We start from the raw sequence: 16,746 nt of genomic DNA, 5'->3' as shown, positions 1-16,746 counted from the left end.
AAGACCTATCGCTTAGAAGCGACGGACATAGCTGACGCCATAGGTATCCAGGTCTTCGCGGGCACCGCCCTTGAAGTCACGGCGGGTCCAGTCAGCACGAATGCCGTTGTCTTCGTTAAGCTTGTACTCACCACCGACACCATAGACCCAGTGCTGGCCACCGACATCGGTGCTGCCCTCGGCCACAGTGCGCTTCAGCTCGGTGTGGCCGTAGCCGCCACGGGCGTGCAGCTGGATATTCTCGCCGATCGGCAGCTTGCCCACCACATAACCGGCGGCATCCCATTCATGCTTCAGGGTGCCTTCGACGCCGTTCACTTCAAAGTCCTTGTCGCGAACACCCACGCCGACTTCGGTTTCAACAGCGAGGTAGCGGTTCAGGTCGATACCCATACGGCCCGTCACCGAGCCGGTGCTCGAACCGTCAAAATGGGTATAGCCCAGCGAACCATAGCCACGCGCATTGTCCATGCTCCATGCCGAGCCTTCGCCCGACTGGGCCATGGCAGGGGTTGCAGCAATAGCGGCCACAGCGGCCAACATCATCATCTTACGCATGTAAAAACTCCTTACAGAGACAAGGCAGCTCCACAGCCAAACCCGCTTGGGGCAGTCTTGACGGGTGCATTGCCATTTGCGGATCTTGAGGGGGAGGAACCGGCTGGCGATCCACAAACGCCAGCCGGAAAAACGGTCAGCCCTTAGAAGCGGCGGACATAGGACACCGAATAGACGTCCACTTCGCCCGCATCGCTGTCGGTAAAGTCGCGACGGGTCCAGTCACCACGCACACCGTTCTGGGCATCGAAGAAGAAGTTGGCACCGGCACCATAGTTCCAGCTGGCACCATCCACTTCACGCGAGATGCCGCCCAGTTCGCCCTTGATCTTGGACGTGCCGTAACCGCCACGGGCGAACAGCTCAAACTGGTCGGTTACCGGCAAGGTGCCGACAACATAGGCCGCAGCATCATATTCATGCTTGATCGAACCATCGACGCCCGCGATCGAGAAGTCGTCATCCTTCACGCCAAAGGACACTTCGCCCTCGACGCCGACATAAGGATTGAACTTGGCACCGAGACGTCCCGTCACAGCACCCAGGTCACCATCGGAATGGTCCAGTTGCGAGTAACCCAGAGTACCATAATAGGTCGGGTTCCATTGTGTAGCCGAAGCGGTTTGAGCAACCGCGCTACCTCCGAAAGCAACAACAGCAACCGCACCAGCAATAATAGCAAGATTACGCATATTCATTCTCCTAACTGTAGTCGAACTTAAAGCGAACACGCCTTGCGTCCCAGCTCGGGAATATAAATGGGTACGATCACTCTGCGTTCCATAGCAATTTACACGAAAGTCATGAGTGTGTACTGCGAAACACATACGTGGTTATGCCAATATTGGCAGAATTGGGCATTAAAAAAGGCGACCCGTTGGGCCGCCCTTTTCAATCCGTACTCTGTAAAGACCTAGCGGTCTTTTTCGCGGGCAATGCCCGACTTGGCCACCAGAGCCGCCTGCGCCGCCGCCAGACGGGCGATCGGCACGCGGTACGGCGAGCAGGACACATAGTCCAGACCGACCTCTTCACAGAAGGCGATCGACGACGGATCGCCGCCGTGTTCGCCACAAATGCCCATCTTCATGCCGGGCTTGGTGGCATGACCACGCTCTTCGGCAATACGGATCAGATCGCCGACGCCGTTCTGGTCGAGGCGCACGAACGGGTCATTTTCGAAAATGCCCTTGTCCATATAGACCTGCAGGAAGCGGCCCGAGTCATCGCGGCTGATGCCGAATGTGGTCTGGGTCAGGTCGTTGGTGCCGAACGAGAAGAACTCGGCATGTTCGGCCAGATCACCGGCACGCAGCGCCGCACGCGGCAGCTCGACCATGGTGCCGACCAGATAGTCCACACTGTCCCCTGCTTCCTCGAACACAGCCTTGGCGGTGTTGTCGGTCAGTTCGCGCAGGTACTTCATTTCCAGACCCAGAGCGACCAGCGGGTGCATGATCTCGGGGATCGGTGCCACGCCGAGGGTCTTCTTGACCTCCAGAGCGGCCTCGAGGACCGCACGGACCTGCATTTCGTAGATTTCAGGATAGGCCACACCCAGACGGCAGCCACGGTGGCCCAGCATCGGGTTGGTTTCCTGTAGGTCCTTGGCGCGGTGCTTCAGCTTTTCAGCATCCAGACCTTGCGAGGCCGCCAGAGCGTCCATTTCCGCCTCGGTGTGCGGGATGAACTCGTGCAGCGGCGGGTCCAGCAGGCGCACCGTCACCGGCAGGCCGGACATGATGGTGAACAGCTCGACAAAGTCCGACTTCTGGAACGGCGCGATCTTGGCCAGCGCCGCACGACGACCGGCTTCGTTGTCCGCAAGGATCATCTCGCGCACAGCCGCAATGCGGGTGTCGTCAAAGAACATATGCTCGGTACGGCACAGACCGATGCCCTCGGCACCGAAACCGCGTGCGGTCTTGGCGTCCAGCGGGGTTTCGGCATTGGCGCGAACTTTCAGGCGGCGCACTTCGTCGGCCCAGCCCATCAGGGTCTGGAAGTCACCCGTCAGTTCCGGCTCGATCATGGCCACAGCGCCTTCAAGGACTTCGCCCTTGCCGCCGTCGATGGTGATAATCTCGCCCGCCTTGAACACACGGCCACGCACCGTAAACGTGCCGGCCTTGTCGTCGATACGGATATCGCCAGCGCCCGAAACGCACGGGCGACCCATGCCACGCGCCACAACGGCGGCGTGCGAGGTCATACCGCCACGCGCAGTCACGATGCCGCGTGCGGCGTGCATGCCGTGAATGTCTTCGGGGCTGGTTTCGTCACGCACCAGAATAACGGCATCGCCGTTCTGGGCGGCGCGTTCGGCCTCGTCGGCGTCAAATACGATCTTGCCCGTGGCCGCGCCCGGCGATGCCGGAAGGCCCGTCGTGATGATCTTGCGCTCGGCCTTGGGATCCAGGGTCGGGTGCAGAAGCTGGTCCAGAGCCGCAGGCTCGACGCGGCTGATGCCCTCTTCCTTGGAGATCACGCCCTCGGCAGCCAGATCGACAGCGATCTTCAGCGCCGACTTGGCCGTGCGCTTGCCGTTACGGGTTTGCAGCATCCACAGGCGGCCCTGCTCGACCGTGAACTCGATGTCCTGCATGTCGCGATAGTGGCTTTCCAGACGGCCCACCACCTCGACAAACTGGCCAAAGACAACCGGCATGGCCTCTTCCATCGACAGAGCGGTTTCACCCATCTCTTCGCGGCCAGCCTTGGTCAGGGATTGCGGCGTGCGGATACCGGCCACCACGTCTTCGCCCTGTGCATTGATCAGGAACTCGCCATACAGCTTGTTCTCGCCGGTGGACGGGTTACGGGTGAAGGCCACGCCGGTGGCGCTGGTTTCACCCATATTGCCGAACACCATCGACTGGACGTTGACGGCCGTGCCCCAGCTCTCGGGGATGTCGTGCATACGGCGATAGAATTTCGCGCGATCGTTCATCCAGCTTTCGAACACGGCACCAACCGCGCCCCACAGCTGGGCGTGCGGGTCCTGCGGGAAGGGCTTGCCCAGCTCGCGTTCCACCAGCGCCTTATAGTCGGCGACGATCTTTTCCCAGTTCTCGGCGGTCAGTTCGGTATCGACCGAAACGCCCAGACGCTCTTTGTGCTCGTCCAGAACTTCTTCGAAATGGTCATGGCCGAGGCCCAGCACCACGTTCGAATACATGGTGATGAAACGGCGATAGGAATCGTACGCAAAGCGGCGGTCACCCGACAGCTTGGCCAGACCCTCGACGGTTTCGTCGTTCAGGCCCAGATTCAGCACGGTGTCCATCATGCCCGGCATCGAGGCGCGCGCGCCCGAGCGGACCGAGACCAGCAGCGGGTTCTCTACCGAACCAAAGGTCTTACCGACCACGCCCTCGACCTTGGCCAGAGCCTCGGCAACCTGCGCCTGCAGGTCGGCCGGATAGGCTTCGCCATGACCATAATAATAGGTGCAGACCTCGGTGGTAATCGTAAAGCCCGGAGGGACAGGAAGCCCCAGCGAGGACATCTCGGCCAGGTTTGCACCCTTGCCGCCGAGAAGATTCTTCATCGAAGCATCGCCGTCAGCAGAGCCGCCGCCGAAACCGTACACCCACTTGGTCATATCGCCATTCCTAGGTCGTGGTCGTCTCACGGAACCATAGGGGAATCCCGTGTTTCGAGCGCCTCTCTATCGTGCTGCACCCGCGAAGGCCACCGCCCCGAGGTCACAATCCGTGATCGGATGTAGCAATTAGCCGATTTTTATCTTTTTAGCACCGTGCCAGCAGGCTGAAACGCAAAACGGCACCCCGAAGAGTGCCGTCGCGTTAAGGTCAGAACCCTGCCCTTTATATTTGGAGCCTTAGCCTGCGATCTGACCGAAATCAGCCACGCGGCCCATGACTTCGCGTACATGGACCAGCAGTTTCAGACGGTTGTCGCGCTCTTCGGCCACATCCGAGTTGACCATGACGCCGGTAAAGAAGGCATCGACCGGCGCACGCAGCGCAGCCAGTGCCGTCATGGCGGCGGCAAAGTCTTCGGTTTCCAGCGCCTTGTTTACAGCAGCATCGGCCGTTGCGGTGGCGTTGGCCAAGGCCACTTCTTCGGCAGGCTGGTTCGCCATCGCGGTCGAAACCGCACCCGACGGCAATGCGCCCTTCTTCTCCTCGGCCTTGAGGATGTTCGAAGCACGCTTGTAGCCAGCCAGCAGGTTGGCACCGTCATCGGTGGCGAGGAAGCCCGACAGGGCCTCTACACGGCGAACGATACGCACCAGATCATCATCACCCAGCGCGAACACAGCTGCCACGAGGTCGTGACGCTGGCCTTGGTCGCGCAGCAAGACGGTCAGACGGTCAGCGAAGAAGTCGCTCAGTTCGGAACCCAGCGACAAATGATCAACGAGGCGCTGAACATTCGGTTGGTTCAGCGCCTCGAGCGCTGCCGGAATGGCATCGCTATCCAGCCCGATACGCAGGTTATTGTCGAGGATCAGGCGAATGATGCCCAAAGATGAGCGACGCAGAGCATACGGGTCCTTCGAACCCGTTGGCTGTTCATCAATAGCGAAGAAGCCCACCAGCGTATCCAGCTTGTCAGCCAACGCAATGGCGACCGTCAGCGGTGCTGTCGGCACGCTGTCGGACGGGCCTTGCGGCTTGTAGTGATCACGGATGGCATCGGCGGTGGCGTCCGACAAGCCAGCTAGGCGCGCATAGTAGCCCCCCATAATGCCTTGCAGTTCAGGGAACTCACTGACCATACCCGAAGCCAGATCGGCCTTAGCCAGACGCGCGGCCTTTTCGGCCTCGGCCGCATCGGCACCGACCAGCGGGGCGATCTCGGCGGCCAGTTTAGCGATACGCTCGACGCGCTCGGCCATCGTGCCCAGCTTGGCGTGGAAGGTGACGCCCGAGAGCTTCTTGTTCCACTTGTCGAAGCCGACCTTCTGGTCTTCTTCCCAGAAGAAGCGGCCATCGTTCAGACGGGCCGACAGAACCTTGGAGTTACCGGCCGCCAGAGCCTTGCCACCATCGGCAGCTTCGATATTGGCGACCACAACATAGTTCGGGGCCAGACCCTCGGCACCCGGTGTGCGGACGGCGAAATATTTCTGGTGCACCTTCATCGACAGGCGCACGACTTCCGGCGGCAGGGCGAGGAACTCGGGTGCCATGTCACCGAGGATCGGCGTCGGCCATTCGGCCAGACCGGCAACCTCGTCCAGCAGGCCGATATCATCGACCAGTTCCAGACCCTTGGCGGCGCAAACTGCCTTGGCACCTTCAAGCACCTTGGCCTTGCGGTCCTCGAAGGACAGGACAACGAAGTTGCGTTCCAGCTTGGTACGGTAGTCGGCAAAGTCGGTGACTTCGAACGGCTTGCCTGCGCCCATGAAGCGGTGGCCTTCGGTCACGTTCGAGGCGACGATCTTCTTGCTCACACCACCGATGGTGCTGCCGAGGTCCAGTTCATACGGGATCACCGCACCATCAAACAGGGCGATGATGCGATGGATCGGACGCACCCAGCGTAAGCTGTTGGAGCCCCAGCGCTGCGACTTCGGCCACGACATCGTGTGGAAAACCGTTTCCAGCGTCTCGGCCACAACCTCGGTCGTGGCGCGGCCCTTTTGCGAAACCTGCGCGTAATAGATGCCGTCACGCTCGACCAGTTGGTCCTGCGTCAGGCCGGTCTTGCGCAGAAAGCCTTCCATCGCCTGAGCCGGAGCCGAGGTCTTGGGACCTTTCAGCTCTTCGTTCAGGTCGGGCGTTGCCACCGGCAGACCTTCGACCACCAGCGTCAGGCGGCGCGGGCCGCCATAGGTGGTCAGGCTGTCCCACGTCAGGCCCGCCTTTTTAAAAGCGTCGGACGTGATCCGTTCCAGATCACGCGCACCGCCCTGCTGCATACGGGCCGGAATTTCTTCCGAGAAAATTTCAATAAGAAGCTGGGACATGATCAGGCGTTTTTCGCTTCGGCAGCCGCTTCTTCGCGGCGCTCTTGTTCAACTTGGGCGGTGGCGGCGGCCTTACACAGGTCGCGGATACGGCCGATATAGGACTGGCGCTCGGCCACGGCGATGGCACCGCGTGCGTCCATCAGGTTGAACAGGTGCGAGGCTTTCAGGACCTGATCATAGGCCGGAAGAACCAGCGGCTGGCCTTGTGGTCCCGTCATGCCGAGGAAACGCTTGGCCTCGGCTTCCATGTCCTCGAAGCGGCGTTTCAAACCGGCAACGTCATAGCCGTGGAAATTGGCTTCGGACTGCTGGCGTTCGTTCTCGAGGAAGACTTCGCCATAGGTCAGGCCTTCCTTGTTGAACTTCAGGTCGTAAACATTGTCGACGCCCTGAACATACATGGCCAGACGTTCCAGACCGTATGTCAGCTCGCCCGAGACAACATCAACCTCGATGCCGCCCACGCCTTGGAAATAGGTGAACTGGGTGACTTCCATGCCGTCACACCAGACTTCCCAGCCAAGACCCCATGCTCCGACGGTCGGGTTTTCCCAGTCGTCTTCGACAAACCGGATATCGTGCAGGCTGGGGTCGATGCCGATAGCGCGCAGGGAGTTGAGATACAGCTCCTGCAGGTTGTCGGGGTTCGGCTTCAGGATGACCTGATACTGGTAATAGTGCTGAAGACGGTTCGGGTTTTCACCATAGCGGCCATCCCCCGGACGGCGCGACGGCTGAACATAGGCAGCCTTCCACGGCTTCTTGCCCAGCGCCCGCAGGACAGTGGCCGGATGCAGCGTACCCGCCCCCACCTCGATGTCATACGGCTGCAGGATCGCACAGCCTTGCTCGCTCCAATAATGGTGCAGGGTCAGGATCAGGTCCTGAAACGAAAGAGGTTCAGTAGCGGCCACGGTCGACATTCAGTCCGATTTCGGGAAGGCGCGGACCATAAGCCGCCAACCCTTGCGCGGCAAGGCCAGCCCTTGCACGATAAGACAAGGCTGGAAGGCAAGGCTGGGCCTTCATTTTTCGGCAAAGCTATCTGCGCTAGAAGAGCAACGCTATGAAAGAACGCATCGACCAGTTCCGCCGCCGCGCTGCCCGTTATCTGGGGCGTGATCCCCTGCCCGTACAACCGGGACAGGGGGTTTTGAGCCTCAGCTTTGACGACTTTCCCAAGAGCGCATGGGAGGTGGCAGGGCCGATCCTGAAGGATCATGGCATCCACGCCACCTATTATGTCGCGGGTGGACTGTGCGACGGCAGCAATATGGACAAGGTACAGTTCTCCGAACGCGACCTTCAGGAAGCCTTTGAAGGGGGCCACGAGGTCGGCTGCCACACCTTTTCCCACACCAGCGTCCTGAGACTGGATGCCGCGAGCCTCAAGGCCGAGCTGGACCGCAATTCCGACTGGGTGGCCGAGCGGCTGGATGGCCACCGGATGAGCCATTTTGCCTATCCGTTCGGGGATGCGTCACTAGGGGCCAAAGGCTTGCTGGGCCGCCGTTTTACCCATAGTCGCGGTGTCACCGATGGCGTGAATACAGGCGTGGCCGACCGCAACAACCTGTTGTCCATCGGCCTGGAAAGCCGCCGCCTGCCCGATTACGATCTGGAAGGCCTGATGGCGAAAACCGCCGAGAGCCGTGGCTGGCTGATCGCCTATGGCCACGATGTCGAGGCAGACCCTACCCCCTATGGCTGTACACCGCAGGATCTGGTGCGGGTCATCTCTTTGGCCCGTCAGGCCGGATTGTCGATCTTGCCGGTTTCCTCGGCCTTTTCGATGATGTCCGCCAAGTCGGCCTGACGCTGGATTTCCTTGTCCGCCCAGCGCAGCAGTGCCTTACGCGGCCAGATCATCAGCCACGATCGCGGCTTGTACTTGCCGCTCTCGATCAGTGCGCGACGCGTGGGCGACGAGGCCGAGGCCCGCTCGGTATGGATATCACCCGGTCCCTGATGCACCATAAAGGCCCCGTTTTTCAGCGGGGTCTGGCGCAGATAGGCCAGACGCGGACTGATCTGGGTCAGGGGCGGATCATAGAACCAGCTTGAGCCGATCCCGCCACGCAGTCCCGAATAGCGGCGGACAATACCGGCCATGGCCAGCCATGCCTTATCCCAGCCCGCGGGATTAAAATCGGTCAGGTCGCGGCTCTCGGTATGGACCTCCAGCCACACGCCCCAGCCCTTGGCCGAGAACCAGCGCAGCGGAGCCGTCAGGCCATGCCCGCCCATCACATGCTCGACCGTCTGGCGCGGCCCCACAGGCGAGGACAGGTCGATCAGGTGCGTGCGGCTGCCCGGTACGCTCAAACCCAGCGCAAAGCGGACATCCTTGGCCCAGAAGTCGGCATCATAGGCACCGGTGTCTTCGCTCAGGGATTTCGCCGTCCGGCTCAGCCAGTACGGATAGGCCTCGAACACTTCGGGCGGCAGATTATAGGAGGCAATACGGCGCGGCAGTTCCAGCAGCCAGCTGGCAATCATGCCACGGCGCAGCGCCCCCGTGATCTCGTCCTCGGGACCGATGCCAATGATCTCGTCGACCTTTTTGGCGCACAGTTCAAAATCCCAGTGCGAACTGGCCTGAATGGCCGCAATCGCCGCTTCGGGAAGCAGCTCTTCCAAGCGCTCGCGCACATGCGTTGGCAGGGCTGCCAAGGTCAGGTGCAATCCATCGGTCTGATCAGGTGAAAGTACCAGCATAGCTTTCACATATCACCATCATGTCATTAAGCCATTCAATTTGGCACTCGTACCGTCACAAGGCGGCTGAAACCTAGGCCAGACGCAGCTCCGGTGCCCCCAGAACTGCGGGTCGCACCCACCAGCCCGGACGGTCCAGTATCATGGCCGCTTGCAGCGCATCACCGGCATTGTCGAACAGGCCGAACACCGTCGCCCCCGATCCCGACATCCGCACCAGACGGCAGTTCGGCACCAGAGCCATCGTCTCCAGCGCCTCGGCAATATCGGGCGTGACCGACAGGGCGGGCGCTTGCAGATCGTTGCGCTGCGCGGCCAGCCATCCGATCAACGCCGCAGGGTCTGCATAGGGTGCCGGACGCTGTGCATCGCCCGCAGGCGCAGCATCATAGGCGCGGTAAACCGCCCCCGTTGGCGACGGCAGGCCGGGGTTCAGCAACACCGCATGAAGAGGCGGCAGATCGTCCGCATCCTCCAGCACCTCGCCTACACCCGACGCATAGGCCGGACGGGCGCGATAACACATGGGCCCATCGGCCCCGATCGTTTGGGCCAGACCTTCAAGCACCTGATCGGACAGGCCAAGTTCCAGCAGGATATTGGCCCCGCGCAGGGCCGCCCCCGCATCGGACGAACCACCGCCCAAGCCCGAAGCAATCGGCAAGCGCTTGTCCAGCGTGACCGCCATCGGCAGGTCCTCGACACCCAGATGGTTGGCCAGCGCCAACAGCGCCCGCACCACCAGATTGTCGCCCTCCCCGTTCAGGGTCTGACTGAACGGGCCGGTGATCTCGAAGGAGAAACTGTCGGCCTTTTCAAAGGTCATCCGGTCGCCGATATCGGCAAAGGCCACCAGACTGTCCAAGGGGTGATACCCGTCATCGCGCACAGGCGCGACGTGCAGATAAAGGTTCACCTTGGCCGGCGCCAACAGCGTCAGGGTATCGGTCACTGGATCAGTTCGCCGCGTCAGTGCTGTCTGCCGAAATGCCCGCTTCGGAGGCCGGAGCCTGATCCAGACGTTCTTTCAGCTTGGCCTCGACCTCGGCACGACGTTCTGCATCGACATCCAGTGTCAGGACGCGCTGCCACTGGAAGCCCGCCTCGCGCTGGCGACCAACGGCCCAGTAAACATCGCCCAGATGGTCGTTCAGCTCGGCATTGGCCGGAAGCTTGGCGACCGCCTGTTCAAGATTTTCCAGCGCCTGATCATACTGGCCCTGTTTGAACTGCGCCCAACCCAGCGAGTCCTGAATATGCCCGTCACGCGGATTGGCCGCATGGGCGCGGGCAATCATGGCCGAGCCTTCGGCGACGCGGCGACCGCTATCCACCCACAAATAGCCCAGATAGTTCAGGATTTCCGGCTCGTCCGGTTGCAGTTGCAACGCGGCCCACAGCTCGGCCTCGGCCTCGTCAACGCGCTTGAGCGCTTCATAGGCCGCCCCGCGCAGGAAATGGACCTCATAGCCCTGATTGCCGACATTCAGCACCGGACCGTTCAACAGTTCCAGCGCCTCGTCATACTGTTTCATCGTCACCAGTTGCCCCGCCAGCGCATAGACGATGGCCGGATCATCCGGTGCGGCTTCCAGCGCGCGGCGGTAATCGGCCAGAGCCTCTTCGGACTGGCCCTGTTTTTCAAAGCTGACCGCACGCTGGGCGCGGGCATTGGCATAGTGACGGCCCTGCGACGGCTCGATCTCGCCCAGTACCTGCCGTCCGGCATAGCTCAGATTGGCATTGATCAGGGACTGGCCGATATAGAGCTGGGTCTGCGGGGTCGGCAGAACCTGTTGCGCCAGTCGCAGATAGACCGCGCCGAACTCGTTGGCATCCTGCGCGATCATCTGGTCGGCAGCGGTACGCAGCGCCATGGCCACGCCTTCACGATAGCGCGGCAGTTCGGGCGGCTTGCCACCATCGACGACACGCTGGCGCGCCAGATAGATACGCGGCTCGGCCTGATTGGCGGCAATGGACGCATCATAGAGAGCCAGTGCCTCTTCCTTGCGGCCACGACGTTCCAAGAACTCGCCATAGGGCAGACGGAACAGGGGCGCGGCCACAGCATGGGCCGTCAGGTCCTGCCATTCCTTTTCCGCGTCATCAAAGCGACGGCGGATTTCCAGAATACGGGCGCGGTTGCTGCGGGCCACCATGGCGCTGATGGGGTCGAAATCGGCGGGCGGCGCGGCAAAGGCGCGATCCCAGTCACCGGCCTCTGCGGCAATCCAGACCTGTGCATAGACGGCGGCGCGATCATGCGGCAGGTCCACCGGATCGGCGGCCAGCACCTGATTGGCGCGGCGCGCACCATGTTCCAGATAGGTCTCGATACCGTTGACCAGCTTGCCCGCCTCGGTAATCACCGGCGAGACGGTTTCACCTTCAGGCACGATGGTCGCGGCATAGGCCAGATCGCCAGCCAGAATAGCGGCAGTAAACGCCTGTTCGCGCAGACGCGGCTGCTCGGGGGTCAGGATATTGGCCTGTTTCAGAAGCTCTGCACCCAGTCCCGTATCCTCGCGGGCCAACGCGGCACGACCGGCCAGATAAAGCCCGTAGGCACTACGGCCTTCGGCATCTGTCGGCACAGGGGCCCACTCGGCGGGAATAGCCACGACGGGTGTCGGCGGCAATTCGGTGCCCGCCGGTTCGCCGTCTTCGCCCTCGGCCTCGCCTTCAACCTCTGTTGTGTCGGTTTGCGGCTGGTCCTGCGTCGCTTCGACGGGGCTGGCCGGTTCCTCTTCCACAGGGGCTATGACAACGGGCGGCGCATCTTGCGGCACAGCCTGCGGCTGGGCCTCCTGCGCCAGCGCGGGGGCCGCCATAATCAGGGCAGCAATCGAAGTGGTCAGCAGCAGAGGACGTAGAGGCTTCATAGCGCCGACCCTTCACCTTTTCGCCAGCGCGGGCAAGGGGCTGAACCTGTGTCGGCATAGAAAAAGGACGCCGCAGCCTGTGCGACGTCCTTTTCAAAACCTTCAAACCCTACAGGGCTTTAACAGGCCGATTACATATTCGGATAGTTCGGGCCGCCGCCACCTTCCGGCGTGGTCCAGACAATGTTCTGCGACGGGTCCTTGATGTCGCAGGTTTTGCAGTGGACGCAGTTCTGGGCGTTGATCTGGAAGCGCGGATTGGAACCGTCCTCGTCACGCAGAACCTCATAGACGCCCGCCGGACAATACAGACGCGCAGGCTCGCCATATTTGGGAAGGTTGACATTGATCGGCACGCTTGGGTCCAGCAACTTCAGGTGCGCGGGCTGGTCCTCGGCATGGTTGGTGTTCGAGATAAACACCGACGACAGCTTGTCGAACGACAGCTTGCCGTCCGGCTTCGGATAGGCAATCGGCTTGTGCTGTGATGCCGGCTCGGTCGAGGCCGCATCGGTCTTGTGATGCTTCATCGTGCCAAAGAACGAGAAGCCGCCCGTGATGTGGTTCACCCACAGGTCGAACATGCCGATGGCACCGCCGATCATGGTGCCGAACTTGGTCAGCAGCGGCTTGGCATTACGGACGACCTTCAGTTCCTTATAGACCCACGAGGTCTTATAGGCCGCTTCATAGGCTTCCAGCACGTCGCCTTCGCGACCGGCCAGAACCGCGTCATAGGCGGCATCGGCGGCCAGCATGCCGGTCTTCATGGCATTGTGGCTGCCCTTGATGCGCGGCACGTTGACGAAACCGGCCGAGCAGCCGATCAGCGCACCGCCCGGGAAGGCCAGTTTCGGCACCGACTGGAAACCGCCCTCGGTGATGGCGCGTGCGCCATACGACACGCGGGTGCCGCCTTCGAGGTGGTGCGCCACGGCGTCGTGGTGCTTGAAGCGCTGGAACTCGTCGAACGGCGACAGATACGGGTTCTTGTAGTTCAGGTGCGTCACAAAGCCGATCGACACATAGCGATCGCCGAAGTGGTACAGGAACGAGCCGCCGCCCGTCTTGTCATCCAGCGGCCAGCCGGTCGTGTGCTGGACCAGACCAGGCTTGTGGTTTTCCGCAGGGATCTGCCACAGCTCTTTAATACCGATACCGAACTTTTGCGGATCGGCCGCATCGCACAGGTTGTGACGGGCCATGATGGTCTTGGCCAGCGAGCCGCGAACACCTTCGGCGATGAAGACGTATTTGCCGTGCAGTTCTAGACCCGGCTGGAAGTCGCCGGTCGGCTTGCCTTCGCGGTCAATGCCAAACACACCGGCAACGACGCCCTTTACCTGACCCTCGTCACCCCAGACGACGTGGCTTGCAGCCATGCCCGGATAGACTTCAACGCCCAGCGCCTCGGCCTGTTCGGCCAGCCAGCGCGAGACATTGCCCAGCGAGGCAATATAGCAGCCGTGATTGTGCATGAAGGGCGGCAGGGCGAACATCGGCAGCGAGATTTGACCTGCCGGACCGAGGATCAGGAACTTGTCTTCCTTGACCGGCGTCTCCAGCGGCGCGCCCATCTCTTTCCAGTTGGGGAACAGCTCGTTCAGCGCCTTGGGATCGATCACCGCGCCCGACAGGATGTGGCCACCGATTTCGGCAGACTTTTCCAGAACGGCAACCGTGATTTCCTTACCGTCTTTTTCGGCGCGTTGTTTCAGACGGATGGCGGCGGACAGACCGGCGGGACCACCGCCGACGATGACGACGTCATATTCCATGACTTCGCGCTCGACACCGGCCAGCGCTTCCAGCGGCGGCAGTTTGTCGATGACGGCTTCTTGCCACGCATTCTTTGCGCCGCCTTCGGTAAGCTGTTCCACCATGATCCCCTGAATCCTCAATCTTGTCGTGGTTATCGCCTTATCGGGAGGTGACGTGGCGGCGGTCAAGCCCTATTGCTTTCATCTGTGATGAACACTCTTTCCTCCGATATGTTGGCTTATGAGTCCCTGCTCGCCTTTTGGCGCGATGCGGGGGTCGATGCCTGCTATCTGGAAGAGCCGTTCGACCACACGAAAATTCAGGCCATGCCGACGCCCGCAGCGGTGCAAAAACTGGCGGCTGTGCCGGTTTCGCGTGGCCCGTTGTCCAATACCAATGCCGCAACCGGCACCGCCGATGCCCGCCAACTGGCCATGGCCGCACAGGATATGGACGCGCTTGTCGCCGCCGTTACCGCCTTTGATGGCTGTGGTCTGAAAAAAATGGGCGCACGCTCGACCCTGTTCGGGCGGGGCGCGGTCGATGCCGATCTTCTGGTTATCGGTGATGCGCCCAATGATGTGGACGATGCACGCGGTCAGGCGTTTTCCGGCCCTGCCGGTCAGTTGCTGGACCGTATTCTGGCCGCAGCCCAACTGACCGACCGCGCCTATCTGACCCAAAGCGTTTTCTGGCACCCGCCCGGTAACCGCCCGCCAACGCCCGAGGAACAGGCCGTCTGCCTGCCCTTTATCGAGCGCGCCGTGCAACTGATCCAGCCCAAGGCGGTGCTGTTGATCGGCTCGGTCGCGGCACGCGGCATCCTGCCCAGCAACGAGAGCCTTTTAAAGCTTCAGGGCCGCTGGAAAGAATGGACCGTCGAGGGCCATGCCACCCTGCCCGTCATGACCACATTCCACCCCGGTTTCCTGCTGCAACAACCGCAAGCCAAGGGCCTCGTCTGGCGCGATATGCTGGCGCTTGGTGCGCGGCTTTAACCTTAAAAGTTGAGCGATCGCCCAAAAACGGGCATGTTTTGCGGATCAGGTGACCAATCCACAGAGCTTTTGATCGGTCGTGTACACCGTCAGAATGCCGACGAAGGGGGCCTCCGCGCTTATGAAATCTGCTGTTCGGGTGCTTGCCGCGCCCTCTTCGCATTGCTCTTTCTGGCGTTCTTCGACCCTGCTGGCCGGACTGGCCTGTGCCTTGCCGCTGGTTCTGGCCATGCCGAAACACGCCCATGCCGAGGTGGCTTATGCCGCTGTGGTCGGCACGGCGGCCTATGACGAAACCTCCGACACCCCCTCGGCCCTCAGCCGTCAGGACCGCCTGACCTACACCACCGCGTTTGATGCCCTGCGTCGTGGCGATCTGGAAGCGGCCCGCACGACGGCCCAGCAGGTTCAGGACCGTATTCTGCTGGGCGAGCTGGAATTCGAGCGCCTGTTCCATGCCAACCACGTCGCTACCTATGATGAACTGGTCGGTTGGCTGACCACCTATTCGGACCTGCCCATGGCCGAGCGTGTCTATACGCTGGCCATGCGACGCCTGCCGGACGGTGCCGCACCGCCCCCGCGTCCGGGCGGTTTCCTGACCCGCACATGGGACAGCGTCACCCGCGCCGGCCAAGCCGCCACCGATCCTGCCCGCGCCGCCCGTGTCATGCTGAATAATGACGACCTGCAAGGGGCGTATGATACCGGCATCGAACTGGGTGACTGGTGGACCTCGGGTCTGGCCGCATGGCGCCTACAGCGTTACCACGACGCCTATCAGGCCTTCCTGCACGTCGCAGACGATCCTACCGAAGACCCATGGGTGCGTGCCTCGGGATCATACTGGGCCGCCCGCGCCGCCGGTTTCAGCGGCCGTCAGGACCGTATCCAGCCCCTGCTGCGCCAAGCCGCCCGCTGGCCCGCCACCTTCTATGGCCAGATCGCCCAGCGCCAGCTTGGCGAGGACATGGTGATCCAGAACCAGGGTCCGCGCGCCTATTTCTCGACCACGCAGAACACCCCAGTCGAGGCCCTGAATCCTGTTGATTCCCGCGCCCTGAATGCCTTTGTCCATCAGGACGAAACGGCGCGTCGCACACTGGCCCTGTTCGAGGTCGGACGCCGCAATGCCGCCGCCCAGTCGGCCCGCGAAGGTCTGCGCCGTTCGCGCGACACACAGGCCCGCCAGATGTGGGCCGATCTTTACCGCATGGTCGCCCCCAGCCGTTCGGCAGAACGCGCCGCGTCCACCGTCAATGCCGCCGACTATCCGATGCCGGAACTCAGCCCCGAGGGCGGCTATACCGTGGATCAGGCGCTCGTTTATGCCCTGATCCGTCGCGAGTCGGCCTTTGATGCCAATGCCCGTTCGGGGGCCGGTGCCTATGGCCTGATGCAGGTCATGCCCGCCACCGCCGCCTATATGAGCGGCGACCAGTCCTATGTGCGTCAGCCCCAGCGCCTGCTGGATGCCAACCACAATATGAAGGTCGGTCAGGACTATATAAATCGCCTGCTGGCCATCGAAAGCTTCAAGGGCGATCTGCTGAAAACCGTCGCCTCTTATAATGCCGGACCCGGCCCGATGCTGGCGGCGGTTCGCAAGCTGGGCGTGGATGCCGATCCGCTATTGCTGATCGAGATCATCGACGTGCCGCAAGCGCGCGAATATGTCGAAAAAGTCGTCTCGGCCTACTGGATTTACCAGCGCCTGATGGGCGGCAAGACGAATACGCTGGATGCTGTGGTTTCAGGGGCAGCGGGTGTGCCGCTATCGCTGGACTATACGCCGCGCCCGCCTGTTGCCGTCGCGCCGCTTATCCAGACCGCACAGACCGAAACACCGGCTGCCGAACACTGACGATCCTGTTTTCAG

12 protein-coding genes are annotated in these 16,746 nt (G+C 61.8%); 3 read left to right on the top strand and 9 right to left on the bottom strand.

Features of this window, described 5'->3' with window-relative positions:
* Window positions 1-12 precede the first annotated feature (12 nt).
* From FHS64_RS05280 to FHS64_RS05260, 5 genes are all read right to left on the bottom strand, one after another.
* Complete coding sequence (locus tag FHS64_RS05280) at window positions 13-558, bottom strand: porin family protein (RefSeq protein WP_167176552.1); 546 nt, start codon at window positions 556-558, stop codon at window positions 13-15.
* A 143-nt stretch (window positions 559-701) separates the two neighbouring features.
* Window positions 702-1,250, bottom strand: coding sequence for a porin family protein (locus FHS64_RS05275; RefSeq protein ID WP_167176550.1), 549 nt, complete (start codon window positions 1,248-1,250; stop codon window positions 702-704).
* Between the two features lie 221 nt (window positions 1,251-1,471).
* Window positions 1,472-4,162 carry a pyruvate, phosphate dikinase gene (gene ppdK, locus FHS64_RS05270; protein WP_167176548.1) on the bottom strand — a complete coding sequence of 897 codons (2,691 nt, stop codon included), beginning with the start codon at window positions 4,160-4,162 and terminating at the stop codon, window positions 1,472-1,474.
* Window positions 4,163-4,402: 240 nt separating this feature from the next.
* Window positions 4,403-6,502 (bottom strand): glycine--tRNA ligase subunit beta, encoded by a 2,100-nt coding sequence (glyS, locus tag FHS64_RS05265; protein WP_167176546.1) that lies wholly within the window; start codon window positions 6,500-6,502, stop codon window positions 4,403-4,405.
* A gap of 2 nt (window positions 6,503-6,504) precedes the next feature.
* Window positions 6,505-7,428, bottom strand: a complete 924-nt coding sequence (locus FHS64_RS05260; protein WP_208380652.1) for a glycine--tRNA ligase subunit alpha — start codon at window positions 7,426-7,428, stop codon at window positions 6,505-6,507.
* A 143-nt stretch (window positions 7,429-7,571) separates the two neighbouring features.
* Here FHS64_RS05260 and FHS64_RS05255 point away from each other — a divergent pair, with 143 nt between their 5' ends.
* Window positions 7,572-8,321 carry a polysaccharide deacetylase family protein gene (locus FHS64_RS05255; protein WP_167176542.1) on the top strand — a complete coding sequence of 250 codons (750 nt, stop codon included), beginning with the start codon at window positions 7,572-7,574 and terminating at the stop codon, window positions 8,319-8,321.
* Here the strand turns inward: FHS64_RS05255 and FHS64_RS05250 are convergent.
* The 4 genes from FHS64_RS05250 to FHS64_RS05235 form a co-directional block, all read right to left on the bottom strand.
* Entirely contained in the window at window positions 8,255-9,223 is a 969-nt protein-coding gene (locus tag FHS64_RS05250; protein WP_208380649.1) for a hypothetical protein, read from the bottom strand. The two genes, FHS64_RS05255 and FHS64_RS05250, sit on opposite strands and share 67 nt — an antisense overlap.
* A gap of 73 nt (window positions 9,224-9,296) precedes the next feature.
* Complete coding sequence (locus FHS64_RS05245; RefSeq protein ID WP_167176540.1) at window positions 9,297-10,175, bottom strand: 4-(cytidine 5'-diphospho)-2-C-methyl-D-erythritol kinase; 879 nt, start codon at window positions 10,173-10,175, stop codon at window positions 9,297-9,299.
* Window positions 10,176-10,179: 4 nt separating this feature from the next.
* Window positions 10,180-12,108: a tetratricopeptide repeat protein gene (locus tag FHS64_RS05240; protein WP_167176538.1), complete on the bottom strand. Its 1,929-nt coding sequence runs from the start codon at window positions 12,106-12,108 to the stop codon at window positions 10,180-10,182.
* A 131-nt stretch (window positions 12,109-12,239) separates the two neighbouring features.
* A complete protein-coding gene (locus FHS64_RS05235; RefSeq protein WP_243862876.1) occupies window positions 12,240-13,886 on the bottom strand; it encodes an electron transfer flavoprotein-ubiquinone oxidoreductase in 1,647 nt (548 codons plus the stop codon).
* Between the two features lie 192 nt (window positions 13,887-14,078).
* On the opposite strand from FHS64_RS05235, the gene FHS64_RS05230 reads away from it, so the two are divergent.
* Both FHS64_RS05230 and FHS64_RS05225 read left to right on the top strand, forming a co-directional pair.
* Complete coding sequence (locus tag FHS64_RS05230) at window positions 14,079-14,867, top strand: uracil-DNA glycosylase (protein ID WP_167176534.1); 789 nt, start codon at window positions 14,079-14,081, stop codon at window positions 14,865-14,867.
* Between the two features lie 121 nt (window positions 14,868-14,988).
* The gene (locus tag FHS64_RS05225; RefSeq protein WP_167176532.1) at window positions 14,989-16,731 is read left to right on the top strand and encodes a lytic transglycosylase domain-containing protein; all 1,743 of its coding nucleotides are present in this window, start codon (window positions 14,989-14,991) and stop codon (window positions 16,729-16,731) included.
* The last annotated feature ends 15 nt before the right edge of the window (window positions 16,732-16,746 follow it).

The organism is Brevundimonas terrae, from assembly GCF_011761985.1.
Classification (GTDB): domain Bacteria; phylum Pseudomonadota; class Alphaproteobacteria; order Caulobacterales; family Caulobacteraceae; genus Brevundimonas; species Brevundimonas terrae.
This window is presented reverse-complemented; position numbering and strand designations above follow the sequence as displayed.